The following is a 14354-nucleotide window of genomic DNA, read 5'->3' on the forward strand; positions in this document are numbered from 1 at the left end:
ATTATCGATATGCAGACATGAAAAGCCTGATGGAACAGACGGATGAGTGGCTGCGCCACAGAATCCGAGCGGTGTACTGGAAACAATGGAAGAAGGTACGCACAAGATATAAAATGTTGCGGGCGTTACATTTACCAGAGTGGAAGGTGCATGAGATGGCGAACTGCCGAAAGGGAGTGTGGAGAGCGGCGGGAATGCTCAACTCGGCACTCACCAAAAGAATCATAGTGGACAGACTTGGTTATCCCGATATGACTGCCCACTATTTGAAAGTCCGAGTAAACTATTGAACCGCGTAGTACCGAACGGTACGCTACGTGGTGTGGAAGGGGAGGTTAAAATCTCCCCTATCCGATTGTCACAGGAAATCACATGTATGATACAGGCCATTAAAAATAATAAGGAACAGAAGATTATGGAATACAAAACAGCAGATTATCACGTTCACAGCACAATTTCCCCCGATGCCAAGGGTACCATGGAGGAAATGTGCAATGCAGCCATGGATGCGGGTATAGAAGAGGTCGCATTTACGGACCACTATGAGTTTTATGCAGGTGGAATAACCGGGAAATATTTTAACCGGGAATGCCCGGACTTAGATGCCTTAAGCTCTACAGGGAGCTTGGGGGAACTGTGATTACAGTTGGTTCTGATGCGCATCGCCCTAAAAAAGGGCCTCCGGCAAAGCATCAGCCGCCGGAAGCCCTTTTGAATGTAAAAGATAATTAGTATTCCAGTTTCCACATGTATCTTCTCTGGGTCAAGGGATGATTCCTGAGGATTGCCAGCTGCTCTGCATATACCCGCAGTACTGCGGTAATCAGCATTGGGTTGAAGTAATCCTTGACCGTGGATGGTATTACGGACCCTAATCCAAAATCCTTTGCGTCAATCAGGGTGGTCTTGGCCTGGAAACGGTTCAGGAAGTCCAGGGCTCTGGAATCCAATGCTCTGGTGCTGCCGTCGTTCATCAGCAGAAGGAAGGGCACATCCTTATCTACGATTTCAAATGGACCATGGAAAAATTCACCGTCATGGAAGGAGCCTGAATTTATCCACTGCATTTCCATCAGAAGGCAGATGGAGAAGGCATAGGCCACCATATGGGTAGCTCCGGAGCTCATGACGTAAATAACAGGAGCATCCTTGTAGTTTTCTGCAAACCTTTTTGCGGAAGGAACTACGAAGGAAACTGCGTCCTCTATTAAGTCAAAGATCTTACAGAAGCCAGTCATCATATCTTCGTAATGATCATATCCTTCATACTGGTTGAGAATTTCTGCTGCCAGCTGCAGGCAGAAGGCCATTTTTTCCAGTTTGGCCGCATAATTCTTCTCAAATCCGTGAAGTACCCCATAGTGTGCGCTGTTAGCCAGTGGTGAACCGGGGGTATGTGTGATGGCAATTACCTTAGCGCCCATATTCATGGCTTTTTTGGAGGCTTCCACTGTCTCGGGGGTATTGCCGCCAAGGGAGCAGGTAATGACAATGCTTTCTTTGCCCACGCAGGCAGGAGTGGCATGTACAAATTCATTGGACGTGTACAGACTGGTCCTCAGCTTTTTTGCATTGCCCTCTAAGAAGTACTTGGCCGGATAAAGCTCTGCCTGGGATGCGCCGCATCCTACAAAGATGACTGAGGTGATTTCCGGGCGCTCTGCTTTGATTTCCTCGATAATTTTTTTTAGTTCCATAAAAATAGGGCCTCCTTTGAAAGATATGTGGTTTTTATTTGTCTTATGAATACATTATATAACGTTATATAAAAATAGTCAATAAGAAATATAATGTTCTATTACATTATGTCAGTTTTACAGTGATTGGATGGAATAGAATGGAGGATGAAAATAAAAATTCCCCAGGAGATACAGATTTGTTTCAACTGCATCTCCTGGGGAGGATTCTTAATTTATTGCACAAAATATTCAGGATAAGCCTTTACCAGCTCCGACTTCTCCACCCTGTGGCGCGTCAGATGCCGGGTCATTAACATCTCAGCCAGCTCTGCGTCGCGGCGCTCAATGGCATAGAGAATATTTTCGTGGTCCTCCACGGTCTTATCAGGCTTAACGGTTTTTAGTGATAGAGCCCTGAGACGGTCGAAGTGTACCATCTGGGCGCGGATGATCTCATAAGTGCGTGCCTTGTCCACGGAATGGAAGAGAAGCTTGTGGAACTCATTATCCAGCTCAAAGAGCCGTTCTGCTTTCTCTTCTTTCAGTATATTATCCTCCATCCTGAGATTTTCTCTCAGTTTGTCCATGTATTCCCGGGAAATACCTTCGCAGGCCAGCTTTAACACGGCGTTCTCCAGCACCAGGCGCATGAACCGGGATTCTTCAATCAGTTCATAGTCAATCTTAGCGATATAACTTCCTCTCTGGGGCTGGATCTCTACCAAACCTACTTTGCTCAGTTCAATGAGAGCTTCACGTACCGGAGTGCGGGAGAGCTGCAGGATGGCGGAAAGCTCATTCTCGCTCACCGCGCTTCCCGGAACCAGCTCCAGATTAATGATATTATATTGAAGAACCCTCAGGGCATAGGTCCGGGCATTTTCAGCAGACAGCCTGTCCAGTACTTTCATATGTTCCTCCTTGTTTCCTAAATCTCCTTATATACCAACATACTATATTATGTTATGTACTAGTATACTACCGAAAGAACGGATAGGCTATTATTATTTATCTGAAAATCATCATTTTAATTTTTATTCAGGTTACTGCTAAAAACCAAAAGTCAGAACCACCTTTCGGATGGATGGATCGTGGGAGTCAACGAAATCAAAGGCTTCCTGGGCTTTTGTCAGGGGGAAGGTGTGGGAAACACTTCCTGTCAGGTCAAGCTTCCCCTCATTGATTAGTTCGATGGCTCTGCCAAACATCTTGTTCTGAAGGCGGGAACCCCGTACATCCAGTTCCTTTGAGGTGATAAGGAATTGGTTGATTTCAGTGGGGGATGTGGAAAAGCCCATAGTGATGACCCGGCCTGCATTGCCGGTGGCTTTCAGCACACGAATCAGGGAATCATTTCCGCAGACCGCGTCGATGGATACGGTGGCGCCGTGCCCCTGTGTGTATTCCTTTACCTTCTCCTCCAAATCCTCTTTTAATACATTGATGGTGTGGGAGGCTCCTGCAGATTTCGCTCCTTCTAATTTTTCATCTACCACATCTGCTACTATGATATAGTCACAAAGCAGCCGGGCAATTTTTAAGATGGAGCTTCCTAAAGCGCCGCATCCATAAATAAGAAGCAGATCATCCTTTTTAAGCTCCGCTCTGGTGCAGGACTGGATGGCAATGGTGGCAGGTTCAATCATCACGGCGTCCGTATCCGAGATGGAGTCAGGAAGCAGATAGCAGTCCTCTTCCGGCACAGCGATATATTCCTGGTATCCTCCGTCGATATGCACTCCCCTTACAGCCAGGCTGTCGCAGACATTCCCTCTTCCTATACGGCAGGGATAACAGTGGCCGCAGCTTGTAACCTGATTGACAATAACACGGTCGCCCGTATGCAGAGAGATGACAGAAGAACCTGTTTCCTCTACCACGCCGACCATCTCATGTCCGATGATTCTGGGATAGGTTGCGGCCGCATTCGTGCCGTGGTAGATGCCCACATCTGAACCGCAGATACCGGCGGCTGTCATACGTACTAATACATTGTTCTCTTTAGTTACGCATGGTTTTTCAACATCAATTATATGTAATGACTTAGGTTTTAAAATCTGTACTGCTTTCATAGTTGATTATTCTCCTTTTTGGTTGACGTGTGCGGAGGACTTGCATACTTGTATACTAATTTGATGCCGGTAAAATGTCAAGTGTTTTATGAAATTAGAATTTAAAATATAAATTGTGCACAAATTGCAAGGAATAACATTGGCTATATTTACATATTGCAAGAATTTGACTTATATACTACCATACAAGTAAGGACGCGATATACTGAAGATATCGTATCCCCCATCATCGATTCTAACCTGAAGAATTACTAGTATAATTATCAAATGACGTGTGCGGAAACTTTAATTAATTACATTCAGGAGGGGTTCACTTATGAAGCTTGCTAAGTTTGTGAAGCAGGGATTGTATATCTTTACTTCTATAGCAGTAATGGGTACCCTGGCGGGCTGCGCCGGCCAGGATGGAAGTATGAATAAAGGAAAATTGGTGAAAATAGCAGTCTGCGTTTCCAGCCAGACACCGGCTTCCATGGCGATGAGGGAGGTATTTAAACCAAGGCTGGAGGAACTGACAGAGGGAAAATATGATATCCAGATATATGACTCCGGAGTACTGGGAAGTGAGAAGGTCACCTACGACTATACCAGAAGCGGAATCATCGAGATGTGCGTGGTGGGGACGCCTATGTGGTCTGAGACGCCTGTAATGGCTATCCCTGATTTTCCGTTTGTGTTTCGGGATGTGGAGCATGCCAGAAGGTGTTACCAGGGGCAGCTGGGAAGCTATATTGCAGGAGAGCTGGAGGCAGAGCAGCCGGTGACTCTGATGTCGTGGTTCCCGAACGGGGCAAGGGCATTTTCTTCTAATAAGAAGCTGGAGGGGCTGGATGATTTCAAGGGACAGAAGCTGAGGATGCCGAATAATCCAATTCATGTGAAGCTGGCTGAGAGCCTGGGGGCCAACGTGGTCATCATGGATATGGGAGAGGTGTTTACGGCTCTGGAACAGGGAGTTGTGGATGGACAGGACAATCCTCTGTCCACGGTTAAGAATGAGGGATGGTATGAGGTTCAGGATTATATCTATGATACCAACCACATAGTGGCATCTTTGGAGCTTTTTGCAGGGGACCAGTTCTGGGACAGCATAGATGAGGCTGACAGGGAGATATTTCGTCAGGTAGCAGATGAGACATCGGACTATGCGTGGGATCTTTACATAGACCAGCTGGCTGGCGATAAGCAGTTCATGAAGGACAACGGTCTTACAGTTACAGACCTGTCAGATGAGGACAGGGAGGCCATGAAGGTAAAGATACAGCCTGTATATGATTATCTGGACGAAAAGTACGAATGGGCCGGAGATATCAGAAGAATGATTGAAGAAATCGAGTAAGGAGAGGACTATGAACCGATTGATTGATAAGCTGTTTCACATGATTGACTGCTTTACAGGGATTCTGACCGGTCTTATGGTGCTGTTCGTATTCCTGAATGTGGTGCTGAGGACTTTTTTTAACTCCGGCCTTACATGGTCGGAAGAGCTGGCAAGATACCTTTTTGTATATGTTACATATATTGGCGCCATCAGCGCCATGCATTCAAATGCCCATTTGGGAGTGGATACCCTGCTGTCCAGGGTCGGACCAAAGGTTCAGCTGGCCTTGTATCTCGTATCCAGGCTCCTGATTGCCGCTATCATGTGCGTTCTGGTTCATGGGGCGTTTAAGATGGTCATCCAGAATACACAGTCCAGGACAGCGGCTCTTGGCATTCCCTATTCCGTGCTTTACTTCGGAGGCATCATAACCGGTATTTTCATCGCTATCCTGGCTGTCACCAATATAGTATATGCCTTGAAGCATCCTGAGGAGATAACGGACATCGTTACCATGCACAATGATGACGATGATATTGCCGCCGAGGCAATGGAACAGGCGGAGGAACTGTCTGACGAAGAATATGTCAAGCGTCTCAATGAGCAGGGAGGTAAATAAACATGACTTTGGTTGTATTTCTGGCATCACTGGTTGGGTCCATGGCAATCGGCCTGCCCATCTGTTTTTCATTATTGTTCAGCGGCATCTGCATGATGCTGTTCATGAACGGCTTTAATTCTCAGATTCTGTCCCAGAACCTGTTCTCAGGCGCCGATTCATTTTCCATGATGGCAGTTCCTTTCTTCATATTGGCAGGAGAATTTATGAACAGGGGAGGGATTACCAAACGGATTGTCAATGCGGCCAATGCCATGGTAGGACACGTAAGAGGCGGACTTGGATATGTATCCATTCTGGCTATTCTTCTCTTTGCCAGCATGGTTGGGTCTGCCGTGGCATCCACGGCTGCGCTGGGAGCTATCCTCATTCCTATGATGGTAAGGGCCGGGTATAACAGGGATAAGAGCACCGGGCTTATTGCAGCAGGTAATATTTTATCTCCCATCATGCCGCCCTCCGTTCCCATGATCATCTTCGGTGTGCAGGCCAGCGTATCAGTGACAAGCCTCTTTATGGCAGGCATAGCACCGGCAGTCTATCTGTCAGCTTCACTGTGCATTCTGTGGTTTTTCGTGGCTAAGAAGGATAAACTGCCAACAGCTCCCATGCAGAGCCGGAGGCAGGTAGTGAAATCCCTGACAGACGGATTTTGGGCTCTGCTTCTTCCCGTATTCATCCTGGTTGGACTGAGGAGCGGTAAGTTTACGCCTACAGAGGCAGGAGTCATCACAGCAGTGTATGCCCTGGTTATAGGACTCTTTGTGTACAGGGAACTGAAGCTATCCATGCTGATGGACTGTCTGGTATCCGCTGCTAAGTCCTCTTCTGTGATTATGTTCCTGGCCGCTGCAGCCATGGTATCTTCCTGGCTCATGACAGTGGGAAATATACCGTCCATCGTGACAGGAATCCTGGCTCCATTTATCGCTCACCCCACCCTTCTTATGTTGGTTATTGCAGGAATTGTCTTGCTGGTAGGTACCTCCATGGACGTGACGCCTACTATTATGATACTGACCCCGGTTCTGCTGCCGGCAGTTAGGGCAGCAGGCATTGACGTAGTCTATTTCGGGGTGGTGTTCATATTGAATACCGTTATGGGACTTCTTACTCCTCCTGTAGGGACAGTGCTGAATGTGGCGTGCAGTGCCGGAAAGATTAATATGGAGAGGATCGTAAAGGCTGTGTGGCCGTTTCTGCTGGCGGAGGTTATCATCCTTCTGCTTTTGATACTGTTCCCGCCTTTGGTAACGGTTCCTGCTGCATTTTTCTTAGGTAAATGACGGAGGACTGGAAACGGCTGCCCTGGAGGGAATTGTGGTAGGCAGGCCGGTATCTTAATGCATGATTGGTAAACACCCTCTATGTAGAAAAAACATGGAAGAGATCCTGATTCGCAGGTTCCTTCCATGTTTTTGCATATTTTAATAAGTAAAACTGCATAAAAAAGTTTTATAATCATGTGCATTTTCACAATTTACAACCAACGTAGGATGTAGTATATTTTAATCATATAACATAGGATGTTGGACGTTGGTTCTAATAGAAGAATAACAGGAGGATAATTCATGAAAGTAGCATTGGTTTACACAAGCACCACACCGGAGTTGATTGAATTAGTAGAAAAGGAAGTGGGGGATGTCCTTCCCCAGGAGACTGAGGTGGCCAGTTACCAGGATCCTTCCATTCTGGCAGAGGTCAGGGACACAGGTTATGTGACGGCTCCTCCGGCAGCCAGGCTGATAGGTATGTATATGACAGCTGTTTCAGAAGGCGCGGATGCCATTTTAAACCTTTGTTCTTCCGTAGGCGAGGTGGCGGATGCTGCCCAGGATATAGCCAGATACACGGGAATCCCTATTGTGCGTGTGGACGAGGAGATGTGCCGTGAAGCAGTGAGGCAGGGAAAGAGAATCGGGGTCATGGCAACCCTTCCCACCACACTGAATCCTACTAAGAACACCATCCTGAGGGTTGCCAGGGAGATGAACCGCCAGGTGGAGCTGGTGGACGCGCTGGTGGACGGCGGCTTTGGCCTGGACCAGGAACAGTTTAAGGCCCTTATGAGTGAGTATGCGGGAAAGATTGCGGACAAGGTGGATGTGATTCTTTTTGCCCAGGGCTCCATGGCCTGCTGCGAGGAGTATATTCATGAAAAGTATGGTAAAGTAGTATTATCCAGTCCGAGATTCGGCGCTGCTGCACTTAAGGACGCTCTTGTTAAGAAGGGATTAATGTAATATACGGAATGTACTGCATGAAATGTATTACTCTGGAATGTATTACCTGGAATGTATTACTTGAAATCTATCGCGCACAGGCACCTGAAGCACAGAGGCCAGGTGTACGCAACGAAGGGAGAGGGAAGTATGTTTAAAAGGTTAAGAAAGGCGGCGGCAGTCATATGCGCTGCGGCCATGGTATTGTCCATGACAGCCTGCGGTTCTGCCGGGGATAAGAAGGTAGTGCTTCATTTTACCCATACACAGAGTCCTGGGTCCATCAGCGACCTGACTGCCCAGGAGTTTAAGAGGCTGGTGGAGGAGCGGAGTGCCGGAAGGATTGAAGTCAATATTTATTCCAACTGCGGACTGTCAGGCGGAGACTTGACAAAGGCCATCGAGCTGGTACAGGCCGGCAACATTGACATCCATTCCTGCGCACCGCCGAACATTGCCAATTATGATAAGAAGTTTTATTCCTTCTGGCTTCCATTTCTGTTCCCTAATTCAGACGACCTGCTGGCGTTCTGCCACAGCGATAAGGTGCATGAGGTGGTAAACGGCTGGTGCAATGACCTGGAGATGGAAATGCTGGGTATCAATAACGCCGGTTCCAGGCAGATATCCAACAGCAAAAAGGAGATCACAAAGCCTGAGGATTTGAAGGGCATGAATATCCGTGTGCCGGGCGCCAATATTTTCATTGACCTGTACCGGAATTACTTTGGGGCCAATCCCACTGCCATGGATTTTTCGGAGGTGTACACCTCCCTCCAGCAGAAGACCATTGACGGGCAGGAGAATCCAATCGCGGTATTTGACTCTTCTAAATTCGCGGAGGTCCAGCAGTACGTTACCCTGTGGGACGGGGTAAGGGATACCACTATCTGGGTCATGAGCCGCAAGACCATGGACAGGCTGTCTCCTGAGGACCAGGACCTGGTAAAGGAGTGCGCGGCAGAAGCCCTGGACTGGGGAAATGAATATCTGGCTGACAACGAGGCTGTTATCATCCAGAAGCTGAAGGACGGCGGCACCGTCATCACGGAGCTGACAGAGGAGCAGAAGGCTGAGTTCCAGAAGGCCTGCGCCGGAATCTATGATGATTATGCCAAGTCTGTGGGACAGGATGTAATCGACTTGTTTACCGGCGGTTATAAGAATTAGGAGGGGCGTTATGAAGGAAAAAGGATTTTTAAAGGATTTCTGGGAGAATCTTGAGGAATATCTCTGTTCAGCCGCATTGCTTGTTATGACGTTTGTCACATTTATGAATGTGTTTTCAAGAAAGATTACATGGTTCAACATGTCATTTACTCAGGAACTGGTGACCACCATGTTTGTGTGGGTCTGCTGCCTGGCCGCGGCCAGTGTGTTTAAGACAGATTCCCACATGGGCTTTAATTACCTGACTGATAAATTCACCGGAACAAAGCGTAAGGTTTACCGTATCTGCAGGCTCCTTTTATGCTCTGCCAATTATGGAATCTGGATTATATGGGGGGCACAGATGGTTTACAGGCAGTATCACTACCATCTGCTTACAGGCGTTCTGGAGATGCCTCAGTGGACCATCGGAATCGCCATTCCTTTGTCAGCGGTTTTTTCCATAGCCCGTATGGTACAGTATGAAATCAGATTAGCAAAGGAGGGAAACTAATATGTCAGCAGCGATTCTATTTGGTTCCATGGCAGTGATGATTGGATTCGGTATTCCCATTGCCATTGTCCTGGGCGTGTCCAGCGCACTGACCCTGATATTTTCAGGCGCCCCGCTGGGCGTTATTCCTTCCATGATGCAGGCCACTGTACAGAAATTTTCCCTTCTGACCATTCCGCTTTTCGTCCTTGCAGGCGCAATCATGGACAAGGGAGGCATTTCCAAACGCCTCATCAACCTGGCGGACAGCATTATCGGACCGGTTCACGGCGGACTGGGCTATGTGGCAGTGGTGGCAGCCCTGTTCTTTGCGGCCATCTCCGGTTCCGGCACAGCAACTGTTGCAGCCATGGGCTCCATCCTGATTCCGGCCATGGTGGCCCAGGGATACGACGCAGGATTTTCCAGCGCACTTTCCGCTATATCGGGCTCTCTGGGAACGGTTATTCCTCCCAGTATTACATTCATTATCTATGGCATGATTACAGGGGAATCCATTGGCGATTTGTTCCTGTCAGGTATTGTACCGGGACTTATATTCGGCTTCATGCTCTGCATTATGGTGTTCATAAAGTCCAAGAAGAACGGATGGAAGGGGGATACCCAGAGGGCGTCCTTAAAGGAAATCGGCAGGCTGTTCCTGGAAACAATATGGGGACTTTTAAGCCCGGTTATTGTACTGGGAGGTATTTATTCGGGACTCTTTACACCTACAGAGGCAGCGGCGGTTGCTGTTGTTTACAGTCTGATTGTGGGAATCTTCGTCTATAAGGAGCTGCGTCTGACGGAGCTTAAGGAGACACTGTTCTCCACTGCCAAGACAACGGGCATGATTCTTCTCATCATCATGAACGCGGGTATTTTCTCCTGGGTACTGACTCAGCAGGGGATTGCGGCTTCCCTTACGGAAATGGCCCTGGCCCTTACAGATAACAAGTACATCATGCTGTTTATCATCAACATTGTATTCCTGTGCGCGGGCTGCGTTATGGATAACACCAGCGCTCTCTATATCCTGGTTCCCATCATCATGCCCATCGCCAAGGCCCTGGATATCAACATGATTCAGCTGGGCGTCATCCTGGTATTGAACCTGTCCATTGGCCAGGTAACGCCTCCGGTAGGACCCAATCTGTATGTTGCGGCTGATATCGGAAAAGTTAAGTTTGAGGAAATATGCCACAGAATGGTGCCGCTGCTGCTTATGTCCCTTCTGGCTCTGCTGTGCATCACATACATACCGGCATTGTCCCTGTGCCTGATTCCTTCATAGGCATGGAACAGAAGATTGCGCTGAACCAACATATGATGTATACTTATGGATAAGTGGACTGCCCCGCCAGGACCGTAATGGACCTGGTTAAGCAGAGGCGGTAAGCACTGCACATACGCAGCCGGAGTACGGCTGCCAGGTGTATGCAGCAAAGGAGGTTCAGCATGGAAAAGACCAGTTTTTTAAAGGAACCTGTCGGAGGACAGTCAGTAGTTAATAAGATTGTAGACAACATTACCAATGCTATCATAAATGGAGAGCTAAACCCAGGGGACAAAATCCCTACAGAAGCAGAATTGTCAGATTCAATGGGGGTTGGAAGAAATTCGGTCCGGGAAGCCATCAAGGTGTTAGAGGCATATGGCGTGGTACATATCAAGCGGGCGGAGGGCACCTTTGTGAGTCAGGAATATGACAGCAGGATGATTTATCCGGTGCTTTACGGTATCATACTGCAGAAGGATTCCACCAGCCAGATTGTGGAGCTGAGAAAGGTAATTGATGTGGGCCTCCTTCAGCTGGCTGTGGATAAACTGAAGTCCAAATCCCTGGAGCAGACTCAGATGGAAGCCATTGAGAAGGCCATGGAGGAGCTGGAATATCAGGCGCATATGGAGAAGCCCCAGGCGCGCAGCCTCTATGAGGCGGATGTGCAGTTCCATATGGCTATTGTGGGAATCACGGAAAATGTGATGCTTCAGTCCATCTGCAGCTATGTGGACAAAATCACCCGCCGTTCCCGTATGGTGACCATAGACAGGATATTCCTGGACGGGGAAGTGGAAAACTTCCTGGACCTGCACCGCAGAATCGTGAAGCTTTTGCAGGACAGGGATTCGGCTGGCATATATGCGACTGTAGAGGAACATTACCAGTACTGGGCAAAAGTAAAAGATGAATAGCAAGGTGGCTGCTGCATGATGACTGGAACAGGACAGATTATGTGTCTGAAGTCAATGATGCGGCAGCCCCTTTTTTTGAAAATGGAGAATTTTTATGATATACAGAACAAAAAATGAGCTGGAAAAGACGCGGCACAGCCGGGGGACAGCCATGGGATTGCCCAGACAGGGGATGAACCTCTGTTGCTGATTGCACAGGTTCTGTTTGCGTAAATGGCCGGGACAAAAGAAATTGTAATAAGGAAGAAATCCCAATAATTAAGAGAGAAATTGTAAAAAAGGAGATGAGATAAATGACATGCACGGATAATAAGGTTCTGGTAAACGTTGCGCCGGTAGCGGCAGCGGACAAGGTCATCATACCGGACAAGATAGCGGAGGATGTATATGAGTGTTATAAGGCAGGGGCTGCCATGGTGCACCTTCATGTAAGGGACAGGGAAGGCCGTCTGACGCCGGATATGTCCTTGCTGGAGGAGACGCTGGCCATGATTCGCCGGGATTCGGACATCATCATCGAAGTGTCCACGGGCGGGGTGTCTAAACTGAACATACAGGAGCGCTGCGCCCCTCTGTATTCTGAGATGGTGGAAGCCTGCTCCCTGAACGTGGGCTCCACCAATCTGGGAAGGGATGTGTATTGCAATCCCATAGACGATGTGGAGTACTGTATCCGGGAAATCCTGAAACAGAGAAAAACTCCGGAGGTGGAGACCTTTGAAATAGGCCACACCTGGACCATGGCACAGCTGATGAAGAAGTATGACTTCGCGGACCCGGTTCTGTTCAGCATCGTGCTAGGCCATGAGGGAGAAGCCCCGGCAACGCCTCAGGCGCTGGCTGCCATGATACAGATGATTCCTTCCAACGCCATATGGGGCATCACACAGGCTCACAGAAAGGATTTTTCGCTGCTGGCCGGTGCCGTGGGCATGGGGGCCAGGACCGTAAGAATTGGATTTGAGGACAGCAATTATCTGAATGCACAGACCCAGGTGACCTCCAATGCTCCCCTTGTGGAAAAGACAGTGAAGCTTCTCAGGGCCATGGATAAAGAGCCCATGCTGCCTGAGGAGGCCAGGGCGCTGCTGCGCATTGGAAGATAAGAGAGAGGAGAAACAGACCATGTTGAATGCATCTGTATTAGACCAGTATCCCAAGGTGGACATAGAAGCCGTGCAGGCTCTGCTGGAAGAAAAATGCCGGGAAGACAGACATAAAATCATAGTTCTGGACGATGACCCCACCGGCGTGCAGACTGTCCATGATATTTCCGTGTATACGGATTGGTCCTATGACAGTATTAAGAGGGGCTTTGAAGAGGATGGAAAGCTGTTTTATATACTGACAAATTCCAGGGGATTTACCGTGGAACAGACCACCAGGGCCCACCTGGAAATCGGGGAAACCGCGGCAAAGGTGTCGGAGGAAACAGGAATTGACTATGTGATTGTCAGCAGGGGAGATTCCACCCTGAGGGGGCATTACCCTCTGGAGACAGAGCTGCTGGCCCAGGCAGAGGAAAAGCACAGGGGCAGGGCTGTTGACGGGGAAATTATTTGCCCCTATTTTAAGGAGGGCGGGCGCTTTACCATCGGCAATGTGCATTATGTGAAGTATGGGAATGAGCTTGTACCTGCGGGGGAGACAGAATTTGCAGAGGATAAGACCTTTGGGTACCATTGTTCCAATTTAAAGGAATACGTGGAGGAAAAGACAGGAGGCAGATATCCGGCCCGGGAAGTGCTGGATGTTTCCCTGGAGGAGCTGCGCAGCCTGGATTATGCCGCCATTACGGATAAACTGCTGGCGCTCCATGATTTTGGGAAAATCGTGGTGAACGCGGTGGATGCCTGCGACCTGAAGGTGTTCTGTATTGCCCTTTATGATGCCATGAACCGGGGGAGCAGGTTCATGTTCCGCACAGCCGCGGGCTTTGTGAAGGAATTCGGCGCCATCAGTGAGAGACACCTCCTGTCCAGGGAGGAGATGGTGCAGGGGAACCGCAGTACAGGCGGAATCATAGTGGTGGGCTCCCATACAAAGAAAACAACCAGCCAGCTGGAGGCTTTAAAAACCGTTGAGGGAATCAGGTTCATTGAGTTTAATTCCGATTTGGTCCTGGACGAGGATAAATTCCAGGAGGAAATCAGTTCTGTCATAAGCCGGGAAGAGGAGCTGATTCGCCGTGGGGTGACGGTTGCCGTATATACCAGGAGGAAGCTGCTTTCCCTGGAACATGACAGCCCTGAGGAGGCATTGGTGCGGTCGGTCAGGATTTCCGACGCAGTCCAGTCACTGGTGGGCAGGCTGAAGGTGACGCCGGCATTTGTGGTGGCTAAGGGCGGCATCACCTCCAGCGATGTGGGAACCAAGGCTTTGCAGGTAAAGCGCGCAACGGTCCTGGGACAGATCCGACCTGGCATACCGGTATGGCGCACAGGGCCGGAGAGCCGTTTTCCGGGAACGCCTTATATTATATTCCCCGGGAACGTAGGGGAAACAGAGACCCTTAAGGAAGCAGTGGAGATATTGTTGGGGCAGAGCACAGAGTCCGCCTGAGGCGGACATGCGCTGCCGGAAAATATTCCTGCCTGAAAACG

Annotated in this window: 15 protein-coding genes; 12 read left to right on the forward strand and 3 right to left on the reverse strand. The window is 48.8% G+C overall.

Annotated elements, in window-relative coordinates; genetic code table 11:
- Together G614_RS28205 and G614_RS33010 are read left to right on the forward strand one after the other, a co-directional pair.
- On the forward strand, positions 1-290 hold a 290-nt coding region (locus G614_RS28205; RefSeq protein WP_044918404.1), incomplete at its 5' end, for a group II intron maturase-specific domain-containing protein.
- Positions 291-376: 86 nt separating this feature from the next.
- On the forward strand, positions 377-640 hold the full coding sequence (locus G614_RS33010; protein WP_027643399.1) for a PHP domain-containing protein: 264 nt from the start codon (positions 377-379) through the stop codon (positions 638-640).
- 88 nt (positions 641-728) lie between these two features.
- On the opposite strand, the gene G614_RS0120190 is transcribed toward G614_RS33010, so the two are convergent.
- The 3 genes from G614_RS0120190 to G614_RS0120200 all read right to left on the reverse strand — a co-directional run bounded on the left by G614_RS0120190 (position 729) and on the right by G614_RS0120200 (position 3751).
- Entirely contained in the window at positions 729-1697 is a 969-nt protein-coding gene (locus G614_RS0120190) for an SIS domain-containing protein (protein ID WP_027643400.1), read from the reverse strand.
- A gap of 215 nt (positions 1698-1912) precedes the next feature.
- Positions 1913-2590 (reverse strand): GntR family transcriptional regulator, encoded by a 678-nt coding sequence (locus G614_RS0120195; protein WP_027643401.1) that lies wholly within the window; start codon positions 2588-2590, stop codon positions 1913-1915.
- Positions 2591-2728: 138 nt separating this feature from the next.
- Positions 2729-3751: a zinc-binding alcohol dehydrogenase family protein gene (locus G614_RS0120200; RefSeq protein WP_027643402.1), complete on the reverse strand. Its 1023-nt coding sequence runs from the start codon at positions 3749-3751 to the stop codon at positions 2729-2731.
- A gap of 316 nt (positions 3752-4067) precedes the next feature.
- Between G614_RS0120200 and G614_RS0120205 the strand changes: the two genes are divergently transcribed.
- The 10 genes from G614_RS0120205 to G614_RS0120255 all read left to right on the forward strand — a co-directional run bounded on the left by G614_RS0120205 (position 4068) and on the right by G614_RS0120255 (position 14313).
- Positions 4068-5090, forward strand: a complete 1023-nt coding sequence (locus G614_RS0120205) for a TRAP transporter substrate-binding protein (RefSeq protein ID WP_027643403.1) — start codon at positions 4068-4070, stop codon at positions 5088-5090.
- A gap of 10 nt (positions 5091-5100) precedes the next feature.
- On the forward strand, positions 5101-5691 hold the full coding sequence (locus G614_RS0120210; RefSeq protein ID WP_027643404.1) for a TRAP transporter small permease: 591 nt from the start codon (positions 5101-5103) through the stop codon (positions 5689-5691).
- 2 nt (positions 5692-5693) lie between these two features.
- Positions 5694-6977, forward strand: a complete 1284-nt coding sequence (locus G614_RS0120215; RefSeq protein ID WP_027643405.1) for a TRAP transporter large permease — start codon at positions 5694-5696, stop codon at positions 6975-6977.
- 285 nt (positions 6978-7262) lie between these two features.
- Positions 7263-7934 carry an aspartate/glutamate racemase family protein gene (locus G614_RS0120220; RefSeq protein ID WP_027643406.1) on the forward strand — a complete coding sequence of 224 codons (672 nt, stop codon included), beginning with the start codon at positions 7263-7265 and terminating at the stop codon, positions 7932-7934.
- Between the two features lie 129 nt (positions 7935-8063).
- Positions 8064-9083: a DctP family TRAP transporter solute-binding subunit gene (locus tag G614_RS0120225; RefSeq protein WP_027643407.1), complete on the forward strand. Its 1020-nt coding sequence runs from the start codon at positions 8064-8066 to the stop codon at positions 9081-9083.
- A gap of 10 nt (positions 9084-9093) precedes the next feature.
- Positions 9094-9576, forward strand: a complete 483-nt coding sequence (locus tag G614_RS0120230; protein ID WP_027643408.1) for a TRAP transporter small permease — start codon at positions 9094-9096, stop codon at positions 9574-9576.
- A 1-nt stretch (position 9577) separates the two neighbouring features.
- Positions 9578-10849, forward strand: coding sequence for a TRAP transporter large permease (locus G614_RS0120235; RefSeq protein ID WP_027643409.1), 1272 nt, complete (start codon positions 9578-9580; stop codon positions 10847-10849).
- Between the two features lie 164 nt (positions 10850-11013).
- On the forward strand, positions 11014-11751 hold the full coding sequence (locus tag G614_RS0120240; protein ID WP_027643410.1) for a FadR/GntR family transcriptional regulator: 738 nt from the start codon (positions 11014-11016) through the stop codon (positions 11749-11751).
- 293 nt (positions 11752-12044) lie between these two features.
- Positions 12045-12857 carry a 3-keto-5-aminohexanoate cleavage protein gene (locus G614_RS0120250; protein ID WP_027643411.1) on the forward strand — a complete coding sequence of 271 codons (813 nt, stop codon included), beginning with the start codon at positions 12045-12047 and terminating at the stop codon, positions 12855-12857.
- A gap of 19 nt (positions 12858-12876) precedes the next feature.
- Complete coding sequence (locus G614_RS0120255; protein ID WP_027643412.1) at positions 12877-14313, forward strand: four-carbon acid sugar kinase family protein; 1437 nt, start codon at positions 12877-12879, stop codon at positions 14311-14313.
- Positions 14314-14354: the final 41 nt, after the last annotated feature.

It is taken from the genome of [Clostridium] clostridioforme AGR2157 (genome assembly GCF_000424325.1).
GTDB lineage: Bacteria > Bacillota > Clostridia > Lachnospirales > Lachnospiraceae > Enterocloster > Enterocloster clostridioformis_A.